This window comes from Streptomyces sp. NPDC048002 (assembly GCF_040653275.1).
Classification (GTDB): domain Bacteria; phylum Actinomycetota; class Actinomycetes; order Streptomycetales; family Streptomycetaceae; genus Streptomyces.
In genome coordinates this window covers 72,926-94,824 of the sequence record NZ_JBEZNL010000023.1, presented here as the reverse complement: position 1 = coordinate 94,824, position 21,899 = coordinate 72,926, and the positions used below count along the sequence as shown (strand labels likewise).

Here is a 21,899-nt window from a genome sequence, read left to right as displayed (position 1 = left end):
AGCGGGCGCGGCCGACCGCGATGGCGGCTCCACCGCGCGAGCCGGAGTGCCGGGCCGCACACGACCGTCGTGCCCTGACAGACGATGTGGGACGGCTACTGTCCTGTGGTCCGCCGCAGGGCGACCGAGGTGAGCAGTATGCCCTGGCGGGAGAGCCACCTGCCGTTGACACCTTCTATGCGCTCCCCGTCGGCGGTCGGGGCCAGGACGAGCAGTCGCGCGGAGAAGGTGCCGGAGTCGGGGTCGGTGCGGATGTCCGCCTCGCCGAAGTCGAGTTGGCGCTTGGCGAGCGGGAACCAGTTCATGAACGCCGTCTCCTCGGCGCTGAACAACAACGGGTCCCAGCAGACTCCGCCGCAGACCGTGTCGAGCAGGACCTCGTTCGGGAGGACGGCTTGACGGAGTACGACGAGACAGGCGTCTTGCTGGGCCCGGACGTCGGCAAGAGCCGCCACCACGGCCACAGATCCGTGCACCCTTTGCAGTGGTCTGGCCCGCCCCTCATGTACATTCGCCGGCGCCTATCCGTGGGGACCTGGTCGCAGTAGACGCCGTCGATTTCATGCACATGGTCCGGGCTGTGGACCTCAACTCGCCATTTCGCGGCCTCCACGCTCCCGTCGAACGGGCGAGAAGGCAGAATCCGAGGTTGCGCCGGATTCTGGTCGCGTGGCAGTCCGGCGGGCGCAGGGCTGGTGAGCGGCGGGTGAGGGAAGGCGGGGGGCTGGGCAGGGGTGGCTGCGGAAGATAGTCTGTGGCGAACGCGTCAAGTCGAGCGTGGGCGTGCCGGGAAGTCTGGTCGGCGTCTTGAGGGGCTGTGTGCCCATTCGCCGACGTTGCCCGGAGGACTCACCGTCATGACTCATGCTGCCATGCGGACAACCGCCATCGCGTTGGTGATTGTAGGAGTCCTGCTTTCTTTTGCAGGGGCTGCGTTCTACGTGCTGCCCGGTCCTGGCCTCCCCGTCCTTGTACTCGGCCTGGGCCTACTTGTCCTCGGCGTCTTCGTACTCACCGCGCTCCGCCGCAGGTGACCACTCTCACCCGCGACAGGAGCCCTGGTTCCCATGCACTGGCAATGGATAGGCCTGTCCGTCTTCTCTGCCACTCTGTTGCCCGCTGGCGTCGCGCTGCTCACCGGCCGCATTCCACAGCGGCTGCGTCCGCGTCTGGCTCCGATGCGGCCGCGCGGCCTGGCGCTTCTCGCCTTCTACGCTGCTGCGCCGCTCAACGCCGTTCCTCGATTGGTCGGCGCCCCGCCCTTGATCACCTTGGCCGCCTCGAGCCTGGCGATGCTGGTGACGCTGGTGACGCTCTCGGGATGCATCGTAATGATCGTCACCACCCAACGGGCCGGGGTGGTCACTCGATGACCGGCCATACCCGCCTCGTCAGGCATGCTTGGTCCCTCACGGCCTGGTGGCTGCTGTTGGCCCTGGCTCTGTGGCTCCTTGGGCACGCTGCCGGCCAGAGCTCTTCCCTCACGGGCTGCGCCGCCTCCTCCGCGTTCCTGGTCGGCATCGGGGAGATCGGTGACTGGCTGCGCCGACGCCGGGCAACTCAGCGCGGACAGCGAGGGACCGCTGCCAGGCGGTCCTGTTCGCGGCACGTGCAGGGGTGAGAGCTGCTGCACATTTTCTAGTCATTGATAGTCATATCTAGTCGGCTGTTTCGCGTACGTTGGCCTGGTGAAGCTTTCGGAGTGGGCCCGTCAGCAGGGCGTGAGCTACCAGACCGCTTGGCGGTGGGTGAAGGACGGGAAGATGCCCGTCCCGGTCCGTCAGGCGCCGTCCGGGACGTGGCTGGTCAATGAGCCCGCTCCGGCTGCCACCGTGGAGGCGGGGCGGGTGGTCGCGTACTGCCGTGTCTCGTCCGCCGACCAGAAAGCGGACCTTGACGGGCAGGCGGTCCGGGTCGTGGCCGGAGCGAACGGGCTCGGCCTGGCCGTGGCCGAGGTTGTTACCGAGGTCGGTTCCGGGCTGAACGGCCGGCGCCGGAAGCTGCACCGGGTGTTGTCCGACCCGTCCGCCGCTGTGGTCGTGGTCGAGCACCGCGACCGATTGGCCCGGTTCGGTGTCGAGCACCTCGAAGCGGTCCTGTCGGCGTCCGGGCGGCGTCTGGTCGTCCTCGACCCCACCGAGACCGCCGATGACCTCGTAGGGGACATCACCGAAGTCCTCACGTCGATGTGCGCGCGCCTGTATGGGCGGCGGGCGGCGAAGAACCGGGCCGCTCGCGCGGTGGCTGTGGCAACCGGCGAGGACGCGGGGTGAACAAGTTCCAGCCGCAGCCCGGGTTCGTGGTGCAGGCGTTCCGGTTCGCCCTGGACCCGAACGCCTCCCAGGAGGCCGCGCTGCGTTCGCACTGCGGTGCCGCGCGGGCCGCGTACAACTGGGCTGTCGGCTGGGTGACGGCGTCGTGGTGGCAGCGCCGCGCGGAGGAGACCTACGGGATCCCCGAGGAGTCGCTGACCGAGTGGCGGCCATGGTCGCTGCCCTCGCTGCGCAAGGCCTTCAACGCCGCAAAGCACACCGACCCCAGGTTCGCCCCCTGGTGGGAGGAGAACTCCAAGGAGGCATACAACACCGGCCTCGCGAACGCGTCGGCCGCGTTCGACAACTACGCCAAGTCGAAGAACGGCAAGCGGCGCGGCAAGCGCATGGGCGCGCCCCGGTTCAAGCCGAAGCGGAAGGCGCGTCTGGCCTGCCGGTTCACCACCGGCACGATCCGCGTGGACACGGACGGCCGGCAGGTGACGCTGCCGAGGCTGGGCACGATCCGCACCCACGAACCCACCGGCAGCCTCCTTGCCTGTATCCAGGCCCAGACCGCACGGATCCTGTCCGCGACCGTCCGCCACGAACGCGGGCGCTGGTTCGCCTCCTTCCAGGTCGAGGTCAAGCGCGACCTGGAGCGTGTGGCGCGCCCGGATGTGGCGGTCGGCATCGACCTCGGTGTGAAGACCCTCGCCGTCATGGCCGACTCGACGGGTGAGATCCGCACCGTCGTGAATCCCGGGCACTACGACGCCGCCCGCAAGCAGCTGCGCCACGCATCCCGGATCGTCTCCCGCCGCCAGGGCCCCGACCGCAGGACCGGGCGCAAGCCGTCCCGCCGCTGGGAGAAGGCCAACGCCCAGCGGAACAAAGTGCATCACCGGGTGGCGAATCTCCGCGAAGACGCGCTGCACAAGCTCACCACGAGCGTGGCCGCCGAGTACGGCACGGTCGTGGTCGAGGACCTCAACGTCGCCGGCATGGTGAAGAACCGGCGCCTGGCCCCCCGGATCGCCGACGCCGGATTCGGGGAGATCCGCCGCCAGCTCACCTACAAGACCCGCCAGCGCCACGCCACCCGCCTCGTCGTGGCCGACCGCTGGTACCCCTCTTCCAAGACCTGTTCCGCGTGCGGCGCGGTGAAAGCCAAGCTGCCGCTGCACATGCGGACCTATGAATGCGACGTCTGCGGTCTGGTCACCGACCGGGACGACAACGCCGCGCTCAACCTCGCCGCCCTCGCGGCGGCAGCAGCAACTGGTACCGGAGTGGCCGGAGACCAGGACACCACCGTGGTGGTGTCGAAGCCTCGTGGAGCCGACCGTAAGACCCGCGCCACCCGCCCCCGCCGCAAGGCGGAGGCGGGGCGGGCAGGTGGCGCAACCCTGCCGCACCAGCGGCAGACGGAAGCGAGAGACCGTACTCAAGCCGAAGCCCTCACGCTTTGGTGATGTGACGGACCTTCCGGGCCGAAATACCCGGAATGCTGAGACCTGACTACGGTCTTGGCAACGGGTGAACCTGTGCTCTCTCGTTGGTGGTATGTCCTCATCAGCGCCACATGTGTGCTGGGATTCCTCGTTGCCGCGACCGTCGGCGCCTGGGCCGATGAGAACAGGATCGGCTGGCTGTCTGCCGGCTGCGTCGCCGTCGGAGGCGCCCTGCTGGGCATCGGGCTGGTCATGGCCGGGCGGGCCCTTCTGCCCGGTCGGCTACGGCGGGCGATGTTCCGGGTGCCCCCGCCCGAAGGACGGCACCGACGACGAGGGGCGTCTCGCTGAATCGCCTGGAAGGGCGCGGTCAGTATCGCCTGCGAGTGACCCCGGACCGGTTGCGGCAGCGACTTGGCCCGTCATTTTGTGGCAGGTCGCGGGCAGTCGGGGGTCAATGCCGCCCTGGCGGTGAACCGGCTCTTCCTCCCCCTGCTCCGCAGGAGCTTCGGTTCTCCCCCGCTGTCCGCGTACTTCTGAATGTGGCCCCGGCAAGATTTCCGTGAAGCCGGGGTGTGCCACCGTGCGCCGGTGACGCTCCGTCACCGGTAGCGGCGTCGGAGGTGGGCCATGAGGATGACGCGGTGGCGAAGGAGCGGAACTCCCGCTTGGCCCGCCATGATTCTCTTCTGGAGCTTCAGGTCTGTGATCCGGCCTTCGTTCACACCGGAGTTGAACGGGGTGGTGATCCCCTGCACGACCGCAGGCTGGTCCTCGCGGAGAGCCTTGGCCAGGCCGGTCAGGGCTGGGAGGCGGGAGGCCGCGAGTTGCTCCAGCCAGCCCGGCAGAGGGGCGGCGTCGCGGGCGTCGAGCATGGCCGCGAACTGCCGTACCAAGTCGTGAGTTCGGTCCAGTTCCGGGCAGTGAGCGAACAGCCGACGAAGTGCCTCGGTCGTGTGCGGGCTGCGTCGGGTCGTGGCGGTGGTGATCCACCGGGCGACCTGGCGGGGCGAGGGCGGCCGCTCGCCTGGTGTGTCGATCGGCAGACCGCGACGCAGTGGCGCGATGGCCATCTTGACCCGCTGGTAGTGGCCCAAGTAGCCCTTGGCGACGATCTCCTGGTGCAGCACCGTCGCGGTGTGCTCGCCCTCCTCCCAGCGTTGACGCAGATAGTCCAGATACGGGTCGAGGCTCGTGGACCGGCGGGGCGGGAGACGCCGTACGCACTCCTGCCAGCAGGTAGCACGTGCATATTTGGCTACGGTTCGTCGGTTCAGTCCCAGCTCGCGGGCCATGGCGCTGAGCGAGCGGCCGGATTCAGAGACTGCGTGCACCGCTTCGAACAGCTGCTTGGCGTGACGGCGGGCGGGAGTATCGGGCGTCTCGGACCGGTCCGTCGGCGGTGGTGGGGCCGGTTCGGGTTCGGGGACGGCGGCGGGCAGGCAATTGCGGTGGGCGGCGGCGATGTCCGAGACCCGTTTCGACAGCCCCTGCCAGAGGTGAAAACGGTCGCTGACCTGCACCGCATCCGGGGCGCCATCGGCAATGCCCTGCCGGTAGACCAAAGAGCCGTCCCGGCAGACCACCTCGACTCCGGGGTGCGTCCGCAGCCAGGCGGCCAGCTGCTCGGCGTCGCGTCCGGCCCACAGATCGATCGGCAGCCGCGTGTCAGCATCCACGAGCAGGGTGCCGTAAACGTCTGCGTACAGGGCGAAGTCGTCCACGCCCAGCACCCGCGGAGTCGGTGCCGCCGGCAGCGGGATACGCATCAAGTGGAACAGCACACTTGTCCGCGACAGCGGCACCTGCAGGATCTGCAGCAGCCGAGCCCCGCCGCGACCGGCGAGCAATACCCCGGCCATCACCACCAGGTGCTGCAGCAGCGGACTGCGGCGCTGGTAGCGCGCCGTCAGCCCTTCGACCTGCTCAGCAAACGTCCGCCGAGCACAGCCCGGGCCGTCGCAGAACAATCGCCGCACTGCCAGCCCGATCTGCACCGGGCGCCCGCTGACAGGTAAGTCGGCCAGCGTGCGGACATAGCGGCTGTGCACCCGCGCAGAACCACGACCGCAGTCCGGACACCTCACCGTCAACTCGCTGGTACAGGCCGCAACACGGACCACGCCGCCCGCCACCCACACCCGCTCCACCCGCACCGCATCCAGGTGCGGAGACATGATCCGTACGAGGTCATCACACTCGCCGACAATGCCGCTATCGGTGACGGAGTGTCACCGGCACACGGTGGCACACCCCGGCTTCACGGAAATCTTGCCGGGGCCACGTTCACTTGTACGCCGACACCCGCAAGCGGGAGGTACCCCCACCCCGGGCTGAAGCCATCCACGAAGGAGATCCGATGAGCAACGCGCCACGGCAGGCGGGGACATAAGGGAAGCCGAGGATCTCTCGAAACACCGGGGAGTCTTTGGGCTCGCCCCCGCGCAAGGGGCCGTCGGTCTACTGGCGGACCCTTTGTGGTGGGTGTTGGTGCCGAGTCTGGGCAGGCCGCGAACATCGGCGGCGCCAAGACCGGCAACTCCGGCCTCATCGACCACGCCCAAGACGCCTTCGCCTCCGGACTGCACTTCGCCCCTGATCACAGGCGCCGCAGCGTTTCCGTGGGACATGAGGATGAGCCGGTCGCACTGCTGGGCTTCTTGCATGTAGTGGGTGGTGACCAGGACTCCGGTGTCGGATTCGGCCTGTTGGTGGACGGCGTCCCACAGGCGGGCGCGTGAGAGGGGGTCGACGCCGGAGGTGGGTTCGTCCAGGACCAGGAGTTCGGGGTGGTGGCCCAGCGCGATGGCGAAGGCGAGCTGGCGTTGCAGGCCGAGGCCGATCTCTCCGACGAGGCGGTGTTCGACCGCGGCCAGGGCGGGGTCGAGGACGGGGGGTTCGGCTTCGAAGGCGGCGGAGGCGAAGGCGATGTTCTCGGCGACGGTGAGGGTCTGCCACAGGCCGAGGCCCTGGGGGACGTAGCCGAGGCGGCCGCGGGTGGTGCGGTCGGGGGTGCGGCCGAAGGCGGTGACGGAGCCTTCGGTGGGCACGGTCAGGCCGAGCAGGATGCGGATGAGAGTGGTCTTGCCGGCACCGTTGGCGCCGAGCAGGCCGACGATCTCACCGGGGCCCACGTCCATGGTGACGCTGTCGACGGCCGTGAAGGCACCGTAGCGCTTGGTGACGGTGTCGGAGCTGACGAGGATCTCGGCCATGTCAGGTCTCCTGCCGGGCGGCGAGGGTGAGGGCGATCACCGTGTCCTCCATGTCTGCGGGGAACGGCTGTTCGCCGGGGCGGGCGGGGCCCGGGTGCCAGGAACGGGTCGCCCGTCCGCGACGCCAGGAAAGGTCTGCCGGTCCGGCCGGAGCGGTGCCCGTGGTGAGGGTGCCGGGGGAGTGCGCGAGGACTTCGGCGGGGGTGCCGGTGGTCAGGGCGCGGCCCTGGTCCAGGACCAGGCAGGTGGAGGCGCGTTCGGCTTCGTCGAGGTAGGTGGTGGCCATGACGACGGCGGCGCCGTCGGCGGCCGCGCGGGAGATCAGGCGCCACAGGTCGACGCGGGAGACGGGGTCGACGCCGGTGCTGGGTTCGTCCAGGACGAGGAGGCGGGGGCGGTGCAGGATGGCCAGGCAGAAGGCGAGTTTCTGGCGCATGCCGCCCGACAGCGCCCCGGCGAGCCGGTCGGTGGCCTGGTCCAGGCCTGCGGCGTTCAGCAACTGTTCGCGGCGTTCGGCAAGGCGTGTGCCGGTGAGGTGGTGGGCGGCGGCGACGAAGGCGATGTTCTCGTCCACGGTGAGGTCCTGCCAGACGCCTGAGGCGCCGGTGGGCATGAATCCGCAGTCGACGGTGGCGGGTGCCTGGACGTGTCCGGTGGCGGGGCGGACCCGGTTGACCAGGATGCGCAGCAGGGTCGTCTTGCCGGCTCCGTCTCCGCCGACGACGGCGGCGACCTGTCCGGGGACGGCGGCCAGGGTCACGTGGTCCAGGGCGGTGGTGGCACCGAAGGTGACGGTGACGTCGAATGCGCCCCACTGGTGTGTGTCGGCTGCGGATGTGCCTGCGGTGTCGGGGCTCATCGGACGCTCCCGGCGGGGACGGTCTTGCGGGCGGTCGGTTTGGGGGCGGCGGGGGCCAGGTCGCGTCGGAAGCGGAGCACGGCGGCGGAGAAGACCAGGATCGACATGCCCGCCAGGACCCCCAGGGGCAGGGCGAGGGAGTTGAGCGGGGCGTCACGGAGCATGACGCCGTTGGAGATCATGTTGAAGTACGTGAGCGGGAAGATGTAGCCGATCCAGCGGACCCCGGCGGCCATCGCCGCGAGCGGGAAGATCATGCCCGAGAGCAGGATCTGGGGCATGAGGGTCAGCAGGGCCATCTGCATGGCCTGGCCCTGGTTCTGGGACACGGAGGAGATGAGCACGCCGATGCCCAGGACGGTGAAGAGGAACAGCACGGCCCCCAGGGCCAGTACCAGGATGTTGCCGGCGAAGGGTACTCCGAACAGCAGGCAGCCCAGCACGGTCACCAGCACCATGTCCACGGCAGCGAGCACGAAGTACGGGGCGATCTTCCCGACGATCACGTCGGAGGCCTTGAACGGCATCACCGCCAGCTGCTCCAGCGTCCCGGCCTGACGCTCGCGCACCAGCCCGATCGCGGTGACGATCGTTCCGATGAACGCCATGATCATGCCGATCAGGGCAGGGACCATCACCCACGACGTCTTGAGATCCGGGTTGAACAGGATGTCCGGCTTGAGGGCGCCGCCCGTCGCCAGAGCAGCGGAGGAGGCGGCCTGGGCGGAGAACTGGCTCGACCCGTCGATCAGCACCGTCGAGGACTTGCCCGTCTCGTCGGTGAGCACCACCGCTCCGGCGTCCTGCGCACGCAGCGCGTCGGTCGCCTCCTCCCTGGTGCCCGATGGGTCGACCTCCTTGACGTCGAACGGCGCCTTCAGCTGTGCTGCCACAGCTTGCGCCGTCGGTCCGTAGACCCGGGTGGGCACGTCGTTGACCTGGAAGTTCGCGGCGTAGCCGAAGATGACCAGCAGCACCAGCGGCAACACGATGATCATCGCCATCGTCCGCTTGTCCCGGCGCAGCTCGAGGAACTCTTTGAGGATCATCGCCCACATAAACCCACCCGCCTTGACTTAAATGCCGGTATCCGCGCTGGTCTCTTTCGCGGCGCCCTGGTCCGCCGCCGGCAGAGCGCGATCAGCGTAGAAACGGCGATCACGGCAATGCAACGCGCGATTGGCTTCGTTGGGCTCGACGGGTGAACGATCCCGCCCCAGTGCCGCGTCCCCGGCGCCGTGCCCTGCACCTGCGTGAGCAGGTGGCCGCCCGGCAGTTGACAGACCTAGCCTGAGCGAGAGGCCACGGCGGGAGACCTGATGCCTGACGTGGTGATACCCGATACCTGCATCCGCGCAGAGGTGGACGGCAGGTTCGCGGTATTCCAGGACTGCCTGCCTCCGGTTCGCCATCACGGCAGGACGGCAGTTGGTGCGCCGGCGTCCGGGCCGTCACTGAGCTGCTGTCAACCTCTCGACACCGCTGGTGCGCCGTGGGCCGGTCGGGAACCCTGGGTGGCGGTACGGCGGTTCTTCTACTTCTTCTGGAGCCGGTGGATCGCGATGACCGTGATCAGGCCGCAGGTCAGGCCCGCGAGGCCCCAGGGGCCGCTCGGGCTGTGGTCGTTGAGGTAGTAGCCGATGACAGAGAAGACAGTGGTCACGGACAGGACGATGAGTCCCCAGAAGCGTCTTGCGGGCATCCGTCTGTTCCTTCTTGTGGAATCGGGTCCCAAGATGTTCCTGCGGTTCCAGCTGAGGCGCGGTGCCTGTTGGTTCCGGTCGGGCCCCTGGGGGAGTGGAGTGCGTAGCGGGAAGGCCAGACCCCTTGGGGTTTCGGGGGTACCCGATTGGTCTCGCGATGTTGAACCTGTCCCGGCCACAGGATAGGGCAGCTGATGATGCGGCCGTCGGCCGGCAACCCCTGTCGGCCGTCACCGGGCCGGCACCGATGGTTTTCGCTGACATCCGCAGGTACGAGATCACCGGATGCTGCCGCCCCTGGATCGACGACGGACGTCGGGATGTCCCAGCCCGACGTCGGCGTAGCGTGTGGCTGTGGCTTTGGACGGGCTCGTGCTCCGCCTCCGTATGATCGAGGGCGCCGGATGATGTTCCGGATTGCCCAGGGTGGCCGGAGGGCAGGACTGGCTCACGCTGGCCGATCCGGCCTTACGCACGGAGTGCCTCTGCTGCGCTTTTGGCGTCCTGCTGGTATGGGGCGGGTCGGCGGTGAGAGGGTGGCCCGGGGCGGGTCTGTCCAGCCAACGGCCCTGTCTCGCATTCGGTGCTGACGGAGCGTGCCGCCATCCGAGGAGGATGCGGTGCCGAAGCAGGGTGAAGCCCGGTCGTCCTTGCAACTGGCGTGTGATCCGCTTGGTCTTGGTGTTTGACGCGCTCGGTGGGGCCGTTTTGCTGTATGGAAGCGTGAGTCCGGCGATCACGGCGTCGGCGTCCCGGTCCAGGCCGGGTGAAGGCATGTAGATGGGGCGGGTCGGCTGCTCGGACTTGGGTGATCCAGCGTGTGAGCGAGTCGGCGTTGTCGGCGTGTGGCGTGAGGAGCTGGGCGAAGTCCCTTATTTTGGGGGCCAGTTGGGTCATCTCGCGGCAGACGGTTGTGTGCTTGGCCAGGAGCTCGCGTTGCTCGGCCTTGAGGTTGTCGGGCCTGGTCAGCAGCATCCGGGCGAACGTGTGCGGGGAGATACGGCTGCGGTCGGCGTCCGCGCGGCCCTGGTTGACGTACTTGCGCGGGAGGTTCAGGCAGCCCGTGAAGCCCAGGGCTTTGATCTCTTCGAGGAAGTGGTTGACGGGGACGCCGGGGCCATCGGCTCGCGCGGAGCGTTTGACGGGGTTCAGGGCGAGTTGGAGACGGCAGGCGCTCTTGAGCAAGCCGTCGCCCTGGTCGAGCAGCCCGTGGACCTGGTGCCGGCGTTCCAGGGTTGTCTGGGCGCGAGGCCCGTCAAGATGGGCGCGTCCGGCAAGGTGCCCCGACAGGTGCTGTGCGCCTTGACCTCGCTCGGAGCGGCTTCGCACCGGTTGTGCCACACATGCCACCGGTCCACGACCTGCACCGCGTCAGGCAGGGCGCGCCGGACCGCCTCAGCATAGGTCGCTCGTGCACGGACCTCCACCCGCCTCCCGTCGACCGGCACGTCAGGCACAGTCCGCGAGTGGTAGCCGTGCACCCGCCCCGACGACACCCCGCACACCGGACACGGCGCCGTGTCGCGCGGTGTCCGCGCCCGCACCACGATCCGCTCACCCTCATCGATCACGTCGTCCATGACCAGCGGGCACAGGCCCGAAAACAGTGTCTGGACAGACTCGTTGACCCGTCGTCGCCGGGCTGGGCACGCCAGCGGGGGGTTCAGCTATGCCGGGTATGACGCGCAGGTCAGACCAGTGGGAGGCGGCGGCGTGCGGCGGGTGTGTGGGTCCATGGTGCGATGAACGCGGCGGCTGTGGAGACGAGGGCCAGGAGGAAGAACAGTGGCTCGTAGCCGCCGAGTGGCACGGCCAGGGCGGCGCCGGCGAACGGTGCGAGGGCTGCTGCTGTGTGGGCCGGTGCTGCGAGGAGGCTGGAGAGGCGACCGTAGTGGGCGGTGCCCCAGCGGTCGGTGATGGCGGTGGCCTGGAGGAGGGTGAGGTTGCCGCGGACCATGCCGGCCACGAGTGACACGGCTATGAGAAGGGCGAACGGGCCGGGCGCGGCCGCGAAGGCGGCGGTGGTCAGTCCGCCGAGCGCAATCAGGATTGTCGTGCGGGCTGTTGCGGTGGTGTGGCGTGCAAGGGCTGCGTACATGGTGCGGCCGAGGGTCTGTCCGGCGCCGCCGATGCCGAGGGCCCAGGCGGCCTGGCTGGTGGTGTATCCGCGTTCCAGCAGGAGCGGGACGAGCGCGACGACGACGGCGTACATCACGAAGCCGGACAGGGTGAAGGCGGCGGCGAGCAGCACGAACGGCCTGCTGCGCCCGACGCCTTGAGCGCCTTCGGCCTTGTGCGCCGGGCTGGTGGGGGCGTCGGGCCATGGTGCGCGCAGGGCCAGGGCGTGGGCGGGGATGGTGACGGCGGCGAGGACGGCGGCGAGCACGAGGTAGGTGTGGCGCCAGGACAGGTGGTCGGCGAGGGCCGCAGTCAAGGGTGCGAAGACAGTGGAGGCGAGTCCGCCGGCGAGGGTGACGATGGTCAGGGCGCGGACGTGGTCGGGGGCCCACCAGCGGGTGAGGGCAGCGAACGCGGGCTGGTAGAAGGTGGCCGCCATCGCACATCCGGCGAGCATCCAACCGGCGGTGAAAATCGCCAGGTTGGGGGCTGCAGACACGATCAGCAGGCTGATGGCGGCGAGCAGGGAGCCGATGGTCATGACGGCGCGGGGGCCGCGCTGGTCGAGGATGCGGCCGACGCGGATTCCGGCGAGGGCGGAGATGACGAGGGCGAGAGAGAACGCCGCGGTGGTCGCCCCGGTCGGCCATCCCGTCGTGGTGTTGATCTGGGGGTTGAGGACGGGGAACGCGTAGTAGACGGTGCCCCAGCTCACGATCTGCGTGGCGCAGAGGGCGGGCAGGGCGGCGCGGGGCCGCGACCGGTCCCCTGTTCCGGTCGCGTTCCCGTCGCGGGTACCGAGGTCGGTCACGAGCTGCAGCAGCCGCCCGCCGGGGCCTTCTCGGCTGCCGCGCCGACCGCGGCGGGAGTACCGAGCGGGACGAGCTGCGGCGCGGGCGCGCAGCAGCCACCGCCGTCAGCCTCAGCGGCGTCGGGGGCGTCGAACAGGCCGGCGCCGCCGCAGACTCCCGTCTCGGGCAGGGTCAGGTCCACGCGGTCGGCGGACTCGAGGTCACCGGCGATCGCCGCGGCGACGGAGCGGACCTGCTCGTAGCCGGTCATCGCCAGGAATGTCGGGGCGCGGCCGTAGGACTTGATGCCGACCAGGTACACGCCCCGCTCGGGGTGGGAGAGCTCGCGGTGGCCGTGGGGGTAGACGGTGCCGCAGGAGTGCTGGTTGGGGTCGATCAATGGCGCCAGCTCGACCGGGGCCTGGAGGCGCTCGTCCAGTCCGAGGCGGAGTTCGTCCAGGAAGGACAGATCGGGGCGGAAGCCGGTCAGCACGATGACCTCGTCGACGGGGTCCAAGCGGCGGCCGTCCTCGCCGACCAGGACGAGGCGGCCGTCGCTGTCACGCTCGATCGTCTCGGTGCGAAAGCCCGTGACCGCGTCCGCGTGGCCCTCGTCTACGGCCGCCTTGGCCGCCAGTCCCAGGGCGCCGCGTGCCGGGAGCTGGTCGGCTTCGCCGCCGCCGAAGGTCGAGCCCGAGATACCCCGTCGCAGGATCCACACGCCCTTCGTGCCCGAGCCGTCGTCGGACTTGGCGAGGTCGGCCAGGTAGGCGAGGGCGGTGAACGCGGAGGCGCCCGAGCCGATCACGGCGGTGCGCTTGCCCGCGTGCCGGGCCCGGACGCCGGGGTCCTTGAGGTCCGGGACGCGGTAGGTGATCCGGTCCGCGGCGGCCTTCTCGCCGAGCGCGGGCAGCCCGCTGCCGCCGGCCGGGGACGGCGTGGCCCAGGTACCGGAGGCGTCGATGACGGCGCGGGCGAAGAGGCGCTCCTCGCGGCCGTCGGTGTGGGCGACGTGCACGACGAACGGCTGGGTCTCGCGGTCGGTGTCCACGATCCGGTCACGGCCGGTGCGGGAGACGCCGGTGACGGTGGCGCCGGTGCGGACGCGGTCGCCGAGGACGTCGGCCAGCGGCTGCAGGTAGAAGTCGGCCCAGTCACCGCCGGAGGGGTAGGTGGCCGGGTCCGGCCTCGTCCAGCCGGTGGGGGCCAGCAGCTTCTCGGCGGCGGGGTCGACGACCTCGCCCCAGGTGGAGAAGAGCCGCACGTGCGACCACTCGCGCACCGCGGCGCCGGCGGTGCGTCCGGCTTCCAGGACCAGGGGTTCGATGTTCTGGTCGATGAGGTGGGCGGCGGCTGCGAGACCGGCGGGTCCGGCCCCGATCACGACGACGGGCAGCTCGGTGGTGGCGGGCGCGTTCACGGCGACTCCTTGCGTGTTTCGACATCTGTCGATGGACTGCACGGCCCAGCATGACACCTGTATCGATGAGCGTCAACATAGACATTCATCGAAATGAAGGGGTTCGCTGATGGAATGCATCGACGTCACCGTGATCGGCGGTTGTCGGTCCGGCCCGCCGCCGCCCACGCGCTGCGCCGCGGGCTGCGGCCGCCGGTCCGGAGGCGTCCGACGGCGCGGCGGGATGGCGGCCGCGCCACTCCTGGAGATGGCGGGCGGTCGACCGTGCGGGCCGCCGTGGCGGCCTCCGGGATGTCCGGAGACCCGCACCCGCCCGCTCTGCCGGGCGGGCCCTGAGGAGTTCGCAGGGCAGGTGCGCCACGCCGCCGACTGTCGCAGTCCGGCCCCGTTGGCCGGCCGCCGGGCGGTCGTGGGCGGGGCCGGGAACTCCGCGGTGCACATCGCCGCCGAACTCGCAGAGGCCGCACACATCACGCTCGCCCCCGCGGCCCGGTGAACTTCGCCGCTCCGCGCGCCCTCGGCCGGGACGCGGAGCGGATCGCCCGATGCCTGGCCACTCGTCTCGCCGGCCGGTGACGGGCCTCCCTCACTGGTTCGACGTGTGTCAACATAGACGCATGTCGAATGCCAAGGCACTGCCGCTGCTCGAACCTGACGGTCAGGGTGTGGTGCCGTGCTGCCCGCCGTTGTCCGAGCGCCCGATGACCGCAGAGGAGGCCGAGTCGGCCGCGCGGATGTTCAAGGCGCTCGGTGACCCGGTCCGCCTGCGACTGTTCTCCGCCGTAGCCTCGCACGAGGGCGGGGAGGCATGCGTGTGCGACATCTCCGACGTCGGCGTGTCCCAGCCCACGGTGTCCCATCATCTGAAGAAGTTGAAGGAGGCCGGGCTACTCACCTCCGAGCGGCGCGGCACCTGGGTGTACTACCGGGTCGAGCCGTCGGTGCTGGTGGCGATGGGCAAGCTGCTGGCCCTGCCGGCTGCGGCCTGACCGGGACGGGGAGATGGACGTCGTGGTGGGCGGAGCTGCCGACGCGGTGATCGTGCCGCTGGCGCCGGAGCACGCGGGGCAGGTACTGGCCATCTACCAGGCGGGGATCGACGAGGGCAACGCCACTTTCGAGACCTTCGCACCGACCTGGGAAGAGTTCGATGCGGCGAAGCTGCCCGGGCACCGCTTCGCCGCCCTCGACGCGGACGGGACCGTGCTGGGCTGGGTGGCCGCGAGCCGGGTATCCGACCGGTGTGCGTACGCGGGTGTGGTCGAGCACTCCGTCTACGTCCACCGGGCCGCCCGCGGCCGCGGCATCGCCTCCGCCCTGCTGCGTGCGCTGGTGGATTCCACTGAACGCGCGGGGATCTGGACGATCCAGTCGGGGATCTTCCCCGAGAACACCGCCAGCCTCACCGTTCACCAGCGGGCCGGCTTCCGTGTCATCGGCACGCGGGAACGGATCGGGCGCCATCACGGTGTCTGGCGCGACGTCGCCCTCGTCGAGCGCCGCAGTCCCACCGTCACCTGACCGGTCAGGTCAGCTGGGTGATCGCGCGGGCGGCGTCGCGGGCCGGGCGGCCGACGCCGATGAGGGTGGCCGAGGCCGGGCCGGTCCAGTCGCCGTAACCGAGCAGGTGCAGCCGCGGCTCACCCAGCGCCCGCGTGCCCTCGGTGGCAATGTGGCCGCGCGGACCCCGCAGGTTCAGCGGGGCGAGGTGGGCCAGGGCCGGGCGGAAGCCGGTGCACCAGATCACCGCGTCCGCCTCGCTCTGGCTGCCGTCCGCCCAACGGACACCGGTTGCGGTGAGCTGGGCGAACATCGGCTTCGCGGTGAGGAGTCCTGCGTCGCGGGCGGCGCGGACGGGCGGCACGGCCACGATGTCGCCGAGGGAGGCGACCCCGCCGGTGTCGGCACGGCCGGCGTCCAGAGCGCGGCGGCGGGCGGTGGCGACATCGAACAGGGCCCGGCCGTCGATGTCGTCGGGGAGGAACCGCGGCGGGCGCTGCGCCACCCACGTCACCCCGACACAGCCGTCGAGGGTGAGGTCGGCGGCGATCTGGGCTCCGGAGTTGCCGCCGCCCACCACCAGGACGCGCTGCCCGGCGAAGTCGGTGGGACAGCGGTAGTTCACCGTGTGCAACTGCCGACCCGTGAAGACGGATCGGCCAGGGACGGCGGGCAGGAACGGCCGCGACCAGCTGCCGGTCGCGCTGATGACCGCCTTCGCCCGCCAGATGCCGGTGTCCGCCTCGACCAGAAGCCGGTCCGCGTCGCGGCGTACGGCGTGCACGCGGGTGCCGTGCCGGACGGGCAGGTCGTAGCCCTTCTCGTAGTCGGTGAGGTAGTCCACCACATGTCCGGCGCCCGGGTGGATCTCGCCCGTCTGGGCGGGCATGAGGCGGCCGGGCAGCGAGGAGTGCTCGGCCGGGGAGAACAGGCGCAGGGAGTCCCACATGTGCTGCCATGCCGTTGCCGAGACCGTAGTCAGATCTCAGCATCCCGGGCATTTTGGCCCGGGAGGTCCGTCACATCACCAGAGCGTCAGGGGCTCGGCTTGAGGACGGTCTCTCGCTTCTTCCTGCCGCTGGTGCGGCAGGGTCGCGCCACCTGCCCGCCCCGCCTCCGCCTTGCGGCGGGGGCGGGTGGTGCGGGTCTTACGGTCGGCTCCACGAGGCTTCGACACCGCCGGGGCGGTGTCCTGGTCTCCGGCCACTCCGGTACCAGTGGTGCAGGCTGCCGCGAGCGCGGCGAGGTTGAGCGCGGCGTTGTCGTCCCGGTCGATGACCAGATGGCAGGCGTCGCATTCGTACGTCCGGACGTGCAGCGGCAGCTTTGCTTTCACCGCGCCGCACCCGGAGCAGGTCTTCGATGAGGGGTACCAGCGGTCGGCCGCGACGAGGCGGGTGGCGTGGCGCTGGCTGGTCTTGTAGGCGAGCTGGCGGCGGATCTCGCCGAACCCGGCGTCGGCGACGCGGCGGGCCAGGCGCCGGTTACGGAGCATCCCGGCGACGTTCAGGTCCTCCACGACGACCGTGCCGTACTCGGCGGCGACGGCGGTCGTCAGCTTGTGGAGGGCGTCCTCGCGGAGGTTCGCCACCCGGTGGTGGACGCGGTTGCGGTGGGTGTTGGCCTTCTCCCACCGCTTCGACGGCTTGCGGCCGGTCCTGCGGTCCGGGCCCTGGCGGCGGGAGACGACACGGGACGTGCGGCGCAACTGCCTCAGCGCCGCGTCCAGATGCCTCGGGTTGTCGACGGTGCGGATCTCGCCGGTGCTGTCGGCCATCACGGCGAGGGTCTTCACACCGAGGTCGATGCCGACGGCCGTCCCGGGGCGTGCCACGCGGACCAGGTCGCGTTTCACCTCGGCCTGGAAGGCCACGAACCAGCGCCCGCGTTCGTGGCGGACGGTCGCGGACAGGATCCGCGCCGAACCGGCCTGGACGCGGGCGAGGAGCTTCACGGTGGGCTCGTGGGTGCGGATCGTGCCGGTGGTGAACCGGCAGGCCAGACGCGCCTTCCGCTTCGACTTGAACCGCGGCGCACCCATGCGGGCGCCCTTGCGCTTGCCCTGCTTGGACTTCGCGTAGTTGTCGAACGCGGCTGCCGCGCCTGCCAGGCCGGTGGTGTACGCCTCCTTGGAGTTCTCCTCCCACCAGGAGGCGAACCGCGGATCGGTGTGCTTGGCCTGGTTGAACGCCTTGCGGAGCGAGGGCTGCGACCACGGCCGCCACTCCGTCAGACCAGCGGCAGGGACGCCGTAGGACTCCTCGGCCTTACGCTGCCACCACGAGGCGGTCACCCAGCCGACGGCCCAGTTGTACGCGGCCCGCGCGGCACCGCAGTGCGAGTGCAGCGCAGCCTCCTGGGCGGCGTTCGGGTCCAGCGCGAACCGGAACGCCTGCACCACGAACCCGGGCTGCGCCTGGAACTTCTTCATCCGGCGTCCTCGTCCTCGGCGGTCGCCACGGCCACCGCGCGGGTGGCCCGGGTCTTCGTCGCGCGCCGCCCGTACAGGCGGGCACACATCGACGTCAGGACCTCGGTGATGTCGCGCACCAGGTTGTCGGTGGTCTCGGTGGGGTCGAGGACGACCAGGCGCCGACCGGACGCGGACAGCGCGGCCTCGAGGTGCTCGACACCGAACCGGGCCGGCCGGTCACGGTGCTCGACCACGATCACCGCGGCGGACGGGTCGGACAGCAGCCGGTGCAGCTTGCGCCGCCGCCCGTTCAGCCCCGACCCGACCTCGGCCACGACCTCCGCGACCAGCAGGCCCACCCCGTTCGCACCGGCCGTCACCCGGGCCGTCTGCCGCTCCAGGTCCGCTTTCTGGTCGGCGGACGACACACGGCAGTACGCCACCACCCGGCCGGCCGGCTCGGCAGCGGCCTCATCGACCAGCCACGTGCCTGACGGCGCCTGGCGGACGGGAACGGGCATCTTGCCGCTCTTTACCCACCGCCAGGCGGTCTGGTAGCTCACGCCCTGCTGACTCGCCCACTCCGACAGCTTCACACCCCGAAACTATCCAACATACGTGACTAGAAGTGACCATGAATGACTAGGAAATCTGCCGCAGCTTTCACCCCCAGAGCACGGTGACCGACCGGGGCGTACTCGCACAGCCAGGACACGACACGCTGCCACAACGCGTCCGTTTCCGTCGGCCCACAGACCTCCAGTGACAGCTTGCTGATCACGCATGGACCCGCGCGCGGCAGGGACGATCCCGCCCCTGTGTCACAAGCGCATTCCAGCGCGACGGCCAGCCCACATCTCACTGGCCACTGGCGCCGGCGGCAGTCACACCACGGAGCAGCAGCAGTCCCGCTTCCGGACGTCCCCGCGTGCACGTACCGCTCACATGAGGACGGCTGCGGTCGCCGGCTCGTTCTCGGCGGTCGCCGGCGCAGTCTCGGCCGCGCCGCGGGCGGCGAGGTATCGCTCGGCGTCCAGGGCTGCGGCCGCACCGGTTCCGGCGGCGGTGACGGCCTGGCGGTAGGTGTGGTCGACGACGTCGCCGGCCGCGAACACCCCGGGCAGGCTCGTACACGTCGACGGGGAGTCCACCTTGATGTAGCCCTCGCCGTCGAGATCCAGCTGCCCCTTGAACAGTTCCGTGCGCGGGTCGTGGCCGATCGCGATGAACAGGCCCGTCACGTCCAGTTCGCGGGTGGCACCGGTGAAGACGTCGCGCAGGACGACGCCGCCGAGCATGCCGTTCGCCTCCTTGACCTCGGCGATCTCGCTGTCGAAGGCGAAGGAGATCTTGTCGTCCGCGAATGCCCGGTCCCGCATGACCTTGGAGGCGCGCAGGGTGGAGCGGCGGTGGACAACGGTGACCGAGCGGGCGAAGCGTGTGAGGAACGTCGCTTCCTCCATGGCGGTGTCGCCGCCGCCGACCACAACGATGTCGCGGTCGCGGAAGAAGAATCCGTCGCAGGTCGCGCACCAGGAGACACCTCGCCCGGAGAGCTCGTCCTCGTTCGGCAGGCCGAGTTTGCGGTAGCCGGAACCGGTGGCGATGATCACCGTCTTCGCGCGGTGGACGATGCCGGCGGAGTCGGTGAGGAGCTTGATGTCGCGGCTGAGGTCGACGGCCGTGATGTCGTCGTCGATCATCTCGGCGCCGAACTTCTCGGACTGGGCACGCATGTTCTGCATCAGTACGGGGCCGTCGACGCCCTCGGGAAAGCCGGGGAAGTTCTCCACCTCGGTGGTGGTCGTCAGCGAGCCGCCGACGAAGACGGAGCTGCCGAACAGCAGGGGCCTCAGCTGGGCGCGGGCGGTGTAGAGGGCGGCGGTGTAGCCGGCGGGGCCGGAGCCGATGATGACGACCTCGTGTATCCCGCTCACGCCGTCGCCTCCGGCTTCACCGGGGCGATCTCGGCGATCAGGTCCTCCACCAGGGTCTTGATCTGGTCACGGATCGGACGGACGGCCTCGACGCCCTGGCCGGCCGGGTCCTCCAGCTTCCAGTCGAGGTAGCGCTTGCCGGGGAAGACGGGGCAGGTGTCGCCGCAGCCCATGGTGATGCACACGTCCGACTCGCGGACCGCGTCGATGGTGAGGATTTTCGGCGTCTCCTGGGAGATGTCGATGCCGACCTCGGTCATGGCCTCGACGGCAGCCGGGTTGACCTGGTCGCCGGGGTTGGAGCCGGCGGAGCGGACCTCGACGCGGTCGCCGGCCAGGTGGGTGAGCCACGCGGCGGCCATCTGGGAGCGGCCGGCGTTGTGGACGCAGACGAACAGGACGGACGGCTTGTCGGCCATGGTGATCGTTCTCTTTCGTCGCATGGCGGAACGCAGCCGCCAATGACTTCAGCCCCCGCTGGTATCAGCGGGCGATGATGTGAGAGTATCAGCGCATGCTGACTTCAGTCGATCCTGATGTGATCCGGGTGCTGGGCGATCCGCTCCGCCTTCGAATCGTGACCCTGCTGGCGCGCGAGACGCTCTGCACGACGCACCTGGTCGAGGAGACCGGAGCCAAGCAGACCAACCTGTCCAACCACATGAAGGTGCTGCGCGAGGCCGGGATCGTGGAGACCGAGCCCTGCGGTCGCTTCACCTACTACAAGCTCAAGCCCGAGGTCCTGGCCGGGCTGTCCGAGCAGTTCGCCGAGCTCGCAGTCTCCGCCCGCACCGCCGCAGCGAACAAGAGGGCCTGCCCGTGACCTCCACCGAGCCCACCACCGCCTCCGCTCCGACTGGCGGTAAGGACGACTCGATCGTCAAGAAGCTCTCCACCCTCGACCGCTACCTCGCGGTGTGGATCCTGCTCGCCATGACCGTCGGCCTGGGCCTGGGCCGGGTCATCCCGGGCATGAACGACGCGCTCGCGAAGATGGAGATCGGCGGCATCTCCCTGCCGATCGCGCTCGGCCTGCTCGTGATGATGTACCCGGTCCTGGCCAAGGTCCGCTACGACCGGCTCGACCGCGTGACCGGCGACAAGAAGCTGATGGTCTCCTCGCTGGTCATCAACTGGGTCGTCGGCCCTGCCGTGATGTTCGCCCTGGCGTGGATCTTCCTGCCGGACCTGCCCGAGTACCGCACCGGCCTGATCATCGTCGGCCTCGCCCGGTGCATCGCCATGGTCATCATCTGGAACGACCTCGCCTGCGGCGACCGCGAGGCCGCCGCCGTCCTGGTCGCCCTCAACAGCGTCTTCCAGGTCCTTGCGTTCGGCCTGTTGGGCTGGTTCTACCTCGATCTGCTACCCCGCTGGATGAACCTCGGAGACGGCCAGGGGCTGGACGTCTCCGTCTGGCACATCGCCCTGAACGTCGTCATCTTCCTCGGTGTCCCGCTGCTGGCCGGCTTCCTCACCCGCCGCATCGGCGAGCAGAAGCTGGGCCGCGCCGACTACGAGGCGAAGTTCCTGCCGAGAATCGGCCCGTGGGCGCTGTACGGGCTGCTGTTCACGATCGTCATCCTCTTCGCCCTCCAGGGGAAGACGATCACCTCCCAGCCGCTGGACGTCGCCCGGATCGCGCTGCCGCTGCTGGTGTACTTCGCAGTCATGTTCTTCGGGACCTTCCTCCTCGGCAAGAGCCTGGGCCTGGCCTATGACCGCACCACGACCCTCGCCTTCACCGCGGCGGGCAACAACTTCGAGCTGGCCATCGCGGTCGCCATCGCCACCTTCGGTGTCACCTCCGGCCAGGCCCTGTCGGGCGTCGTCGGACCGCTCATCGAAGTCCCGGTCCTGATCGGCCTGGTGTACGTAGCGCTCGCTTGGCGAAGGAAGTTCACCGCCGACGCGGTGACGACCGCACCGTGACGCAGCACACGCATGTGGTGGTGGTCGGTGGCGGCCAGGCGGGACTCGCCGCCGGCTACCACCTGCGCCGGCGCGGCCTCGACTTCGTGATCCTGGACGGGGAGGCGGCGCCGGGCGGGGATGCGGCGAGCGAGGAGAGGGCCGATGAGGACCTGCGCGACGTCTGGACGGACCCGTGCCAGTGGGACCCACCGGGATGCGGGGCTCCAGGTGGACCGGCTCACCGACTACGAACAGCGCTACGGGCTGCCCGTCCAGCACGGCACCCATGCGGACGCCTTACGCCAGGACGGTGAGGCCCAGGG

21 protein-coding genes and 2 pseudogenes are annotated in these 21,899 nt (G+C 70.0%); 9 read left to right on the top strand and 14 right to left on the bottom strand.

Annotated features, from left to right (window positions below; translation table 11 throughout):
• Window positions 1–95: 95 nt before the first annotated feature.
• The gene (locus AB0E07_RS25760; protein WP_362256666.1) at window positions 96–458 is read right to left on the bottom strand and encodes a hypothetical protein; all 363 of its coding nucleotides are present in this window, start codon (window positions 456–458) and stop codon (window positions 96–98) included.
• Window positions 459–1,067: 609 nt separating this feature from the next.
• Here AB0E07_RS25760 and AB0E07_RS25755 point away from each other — a divergent pair.
• The 3 genes from AB0E07_RS25755 (at window position 1,068) to tnpB (AB0E07_RS25745) (ending at window position 3,727) form a co-directional block, all read left to right on the top strand.
• Window positions 1,068–1,373, top strand: a complete 306-nt coding sequence (locus AB0E07_RS25755) for a hypothetical protein (RefSeq protein WP_362256663.1) — start codon at window positions 1,068–1,070, stop codon at window positions 1,371–1,373.
• 315 nt (window positions 1,374–1,688) lie between these two features.
• The gene (locus AB0E07_RS25750; RefSeq protein ID WP_362256660.1) at window positions 1,689–2,273 is read left to right on the top strand and encodes an IS607 family transposase; all 585 of its coding nucleotides are present in this window, start codon (window positions 1,689–1,691) and stop codon (window positions 2,271–2,273) included.
• Entirely contained in the window at window positions 2,270–3,727 is a 1,458-nt protein-coding gene (gene tnpB / locus AB0E07_RS25745; RefSeq protein WP_362256658.1) for an IS607 family element RNA-guided endonuclease TnpB, read from the top strand. Before AB0E07_RS25750 ends, tnpB (AB0E07_RS25745) begins: the two co-directional genes overlap by 4 nt.
• A gap of 581 nt (window positions 3,728–4,308) precedes the next feature.
• Here tnpB (AB0E07_RS25745) and AB0E07_RS25740 read toward each other — a convergent pair.
• The 8 genes and pseudogenes from AB0E07_RS25740 to AB0E07_RS25705 form a co-directional block, all read right to left on the bottom strand.
• Entirely contained in the window at window positions 4,309–5,883 is a 1,575-nt protein-coding gene (locus tag AB0E07_RS25740) for an ISL3 family transposase (protein WP_362256655.1), read from the bottom strand.
• Between the two features lie 54 nt (window positions 5,884–5,937).
• Entirely contained in the window at window positions 5,938–6,921 is a 984-nt protein-coding gene (locus tag AB0E07_RS25735; RefSeq protein WP_362256652.1) for an ATP-binding cassette domain-containing protein, read from the bottom strand.
• A 1-nt stretch (window position 6,922) separates the two neighbouring features.
• Window positions 6,923–7,780 (bottom strand): ABC transporter ATP-binding protein, encoded by an 858-nt coding sequence (locus AB0E07_RS25730; protein ID WP_362256650.1) that lies wholly within the window; start codon window positions 7,778–7,780, stop codon window positions 6,923–6,925.
• The gene (locus AB0E07_RS25725; RefSeq protein ID WP_362256647.1) at window positions 7,777–8,829 is read right to left on the bottom strand and encodes an ABC transporter permease; all 1,053 of its coding nucleotides are present in this window, start codon (window positions 8,827–8,829) and stop codon (window positions 7,777–7,779) included. Before AB0E07_RS25725 ends, AB0E07_RS25730 begins: the two co-directional genes overlap by 4 nt.
• 485 nt (window positions 8,830–9,314) lie before the next feature.
• On the bottom strand, window positions 9,315–9,482 hold the full coding sequence (locus AB0E07_RS25720; protein WP_362256644.1) for a hypothetical protein: 168 nt from the start codon (window positions 9,480–9,482) through the stop codon (window positions 9,315–9,317).
• Window positions 9,483–10,088: 606 nt separating this feature from the next.
• Window positions 10,089–11,063, bottom strand: a pseudogene (locus AB0E07_RS25715) (transposase family protein); the annotation flags it as partial.
• 110 nt (window positions 11,064–11,173) lie between these two features.
• A complete protein-coding gene (locus AB0E07_RS25710; RefSeq protein WP_362256641.1) occupies window positions 11,174–12,412 on the bottom strand; it encodes an MFS transporter in 1,239 nt (412 codons plus the stop codon).
• On the bottom strand, window positions 12,409–13,812 hold the full coding sequence (locus AB0E07_RS25705; protein ID WP_362256638.1) for an NAD(P)-binding domain-containing protein: 1,404 nt from the start codon (window positions 13,810–13,812) through the stop codon (window positions 12,409–12,411). Before AB0E07_RS25705 ends, AB0E07_RS25710 begins: the two co-directional genes overlap by 4 nt.
• Window positions 13,813–14,164: 352 nt before the next feature.
• On the opposite strand from AB0E07_RS25705, the gene AB0E07_RS25700 reads away from it, so the two are divergent.
• From AB0E07_RS25700 to AB0E07_RS25690, 3 genes are all read left to right on the top strand, one after another.
• Window positions 14,165–14,308 (top strand): hypothetical protein, encoded by a 144-nt coding sequence (locus AB0E07_RS25700; RefSeq protein ID WP_362256636.1) that lies wholly within the window; start codon window positions 14,165–14,167, stop codon window positions 14,306–14,308.
• A 121-nt stretch (window positions 14,309–14,429) separates the two neighbouring features.
• Entirely contained in the window at window positions 14,430–14,801 is a 372-nt protein-coding gene (locus tag AB0E07_RS25695) for a metalloregulator ArsR/SmtB family transcription factor (RefSeq protein WP_362256632.1), read from the top strand.
• A gap of 13 nt (window positions 14,802–14,814) precedes the next feature.
• Window positions 14,815–15,333: an N-acetyltransferase family protein gene (locus AB0E07_RS25690; protein WP_362256629.1), complete on the top strand. Its 519-nt coding sequence runs from the start codon at window positions 14,815–14,817 to the stop codon at window positions 15,331–15,333.
• A 4-nt stretch (window positions 15,334–15,337) separates the two neighbouring features.
• Here the strand turns inward: AB0E07_RS25690 and AB0E07_RS25685 are convergent.
• The 5 genes and pseudogenes from AB0E07_RS25685 to AB0E07_RS25665 all read right to left on the bottom strand — a co-directional run.
• Window positions 15,338–16,273, bottom strand: a pseudogene (locus AB0E07_RS25685) (ArsO family NAD(P)H-dependent flavin-containing monooxygenase); the annotation flags it as partial.
• A gap of 63 nt (window positions 16,274–16,336) precedes the next feature.
• Window positions 16,337–17,743 (bottom strand): IS607 family element RNA-guided endonuclease TnpB, encoded by a 1,407-nt coding sequence (gene tnpB / locus AB0E07_RS25680; RefSeq protein ID WP_362256626.1) that lies wholly within the window; start codon window positions 17,741–17,743, stop codon window positions 16,337–16,339.
• Complete coding sequence (locus AB0E07_RS25675; protein WP_362256624.1) at window positions 17,740–18,321, bottom strand: IS607 family transposase; 582 nt, start codon at window positions 18,319–18,321, stop codon at window positions 17,740–17,742. The genes tnpB (AB0E07_RS25680) and AB0E07_RS25675 overlap by 4 nt, the downstream gene beginning before the upstream one ends.
• Before the next feature lie 345 nt (window positions 18,322–18,666).
• Complete coding sequence (gene trxB, locus AB0E07_RS25670) at window positions 18,667–19,662, bottom strand: thioredoxin-disulfide reductase (protein WP_362256621.1); 996 nt, start codon at window positions 19,660–19,662, stop codon at window positions 18,667–18,669.
• The gene (locus AB0E07_RS25665; RefSeq protein ID WP_362256744.1) at window positions 19,659–20,081 is read right to left on the bottom strand and encodes an arsenate reductase ArsC; all 423 of its coding nucleotides are present in this window, start codon (window positions 20,079–20,081) and stop codon (window positions 19,659–19,661) included. The genes trxB and AB0E07_RS25665 overlap by 4 nt, the downstream gene beginning before the upstream one ends.
• A gap of 95 nt (window positions 20,082–20,176) precedes the next feature.
• Between AB0E07_RS25665 and AB0E07_RS25660 the strand changes: the two genes are divergently transcribed.
• From AB0E07_RS25660 to AB0E07_RS25650, 3 genes are read left to right on the top strand one after another with little or no spacing between them, the layout of a single operon-like run.
• Complete coding sequence (locus AB0E07_RS25660; protein ID WP_362256617.1) at window positions 20,177–20,485, top strand: metalloregulator ArsR/SmtB family transcription factor; 309 nt, start codon at window positions 20,177–20,179, stop codon at window positions 20,483–20,485.
• The gene (gene arsB / locus AB0E07_RS25655) at window positions 20,482–21,594 is read left to right on the top strand and encodes an ACR3 family arsenite efflux transporter (RefSeq protein ID WP_362256615.1); all 1,113 of its coding nucleotides are present in this window, start codon (window positions 20,482–20,484) and stop codon (window positions 21,592–21,594) included. Before AB0E07_RS25660 ends, arsB begins: the two co-directional genes overlap by 4 nt.
• Window positions 21,591–21,890 (top strand): NAD(P)-binding protein, encoded by a 300-nt coding sequence (locus AB0E07_RS25650; RefSeq protein WP_362256612.1) that lies wholly within the window; start codon window positions 21,591–21,593, stop codon window positions 21,888–21,890. Before arsB ends, AB0E07_RS25650 begins: the two co-directional genes overlap by 4 nt.
• The last annotated feature ends 9 nt before the right edge of the window (window positions 21,891–21,899 follow it).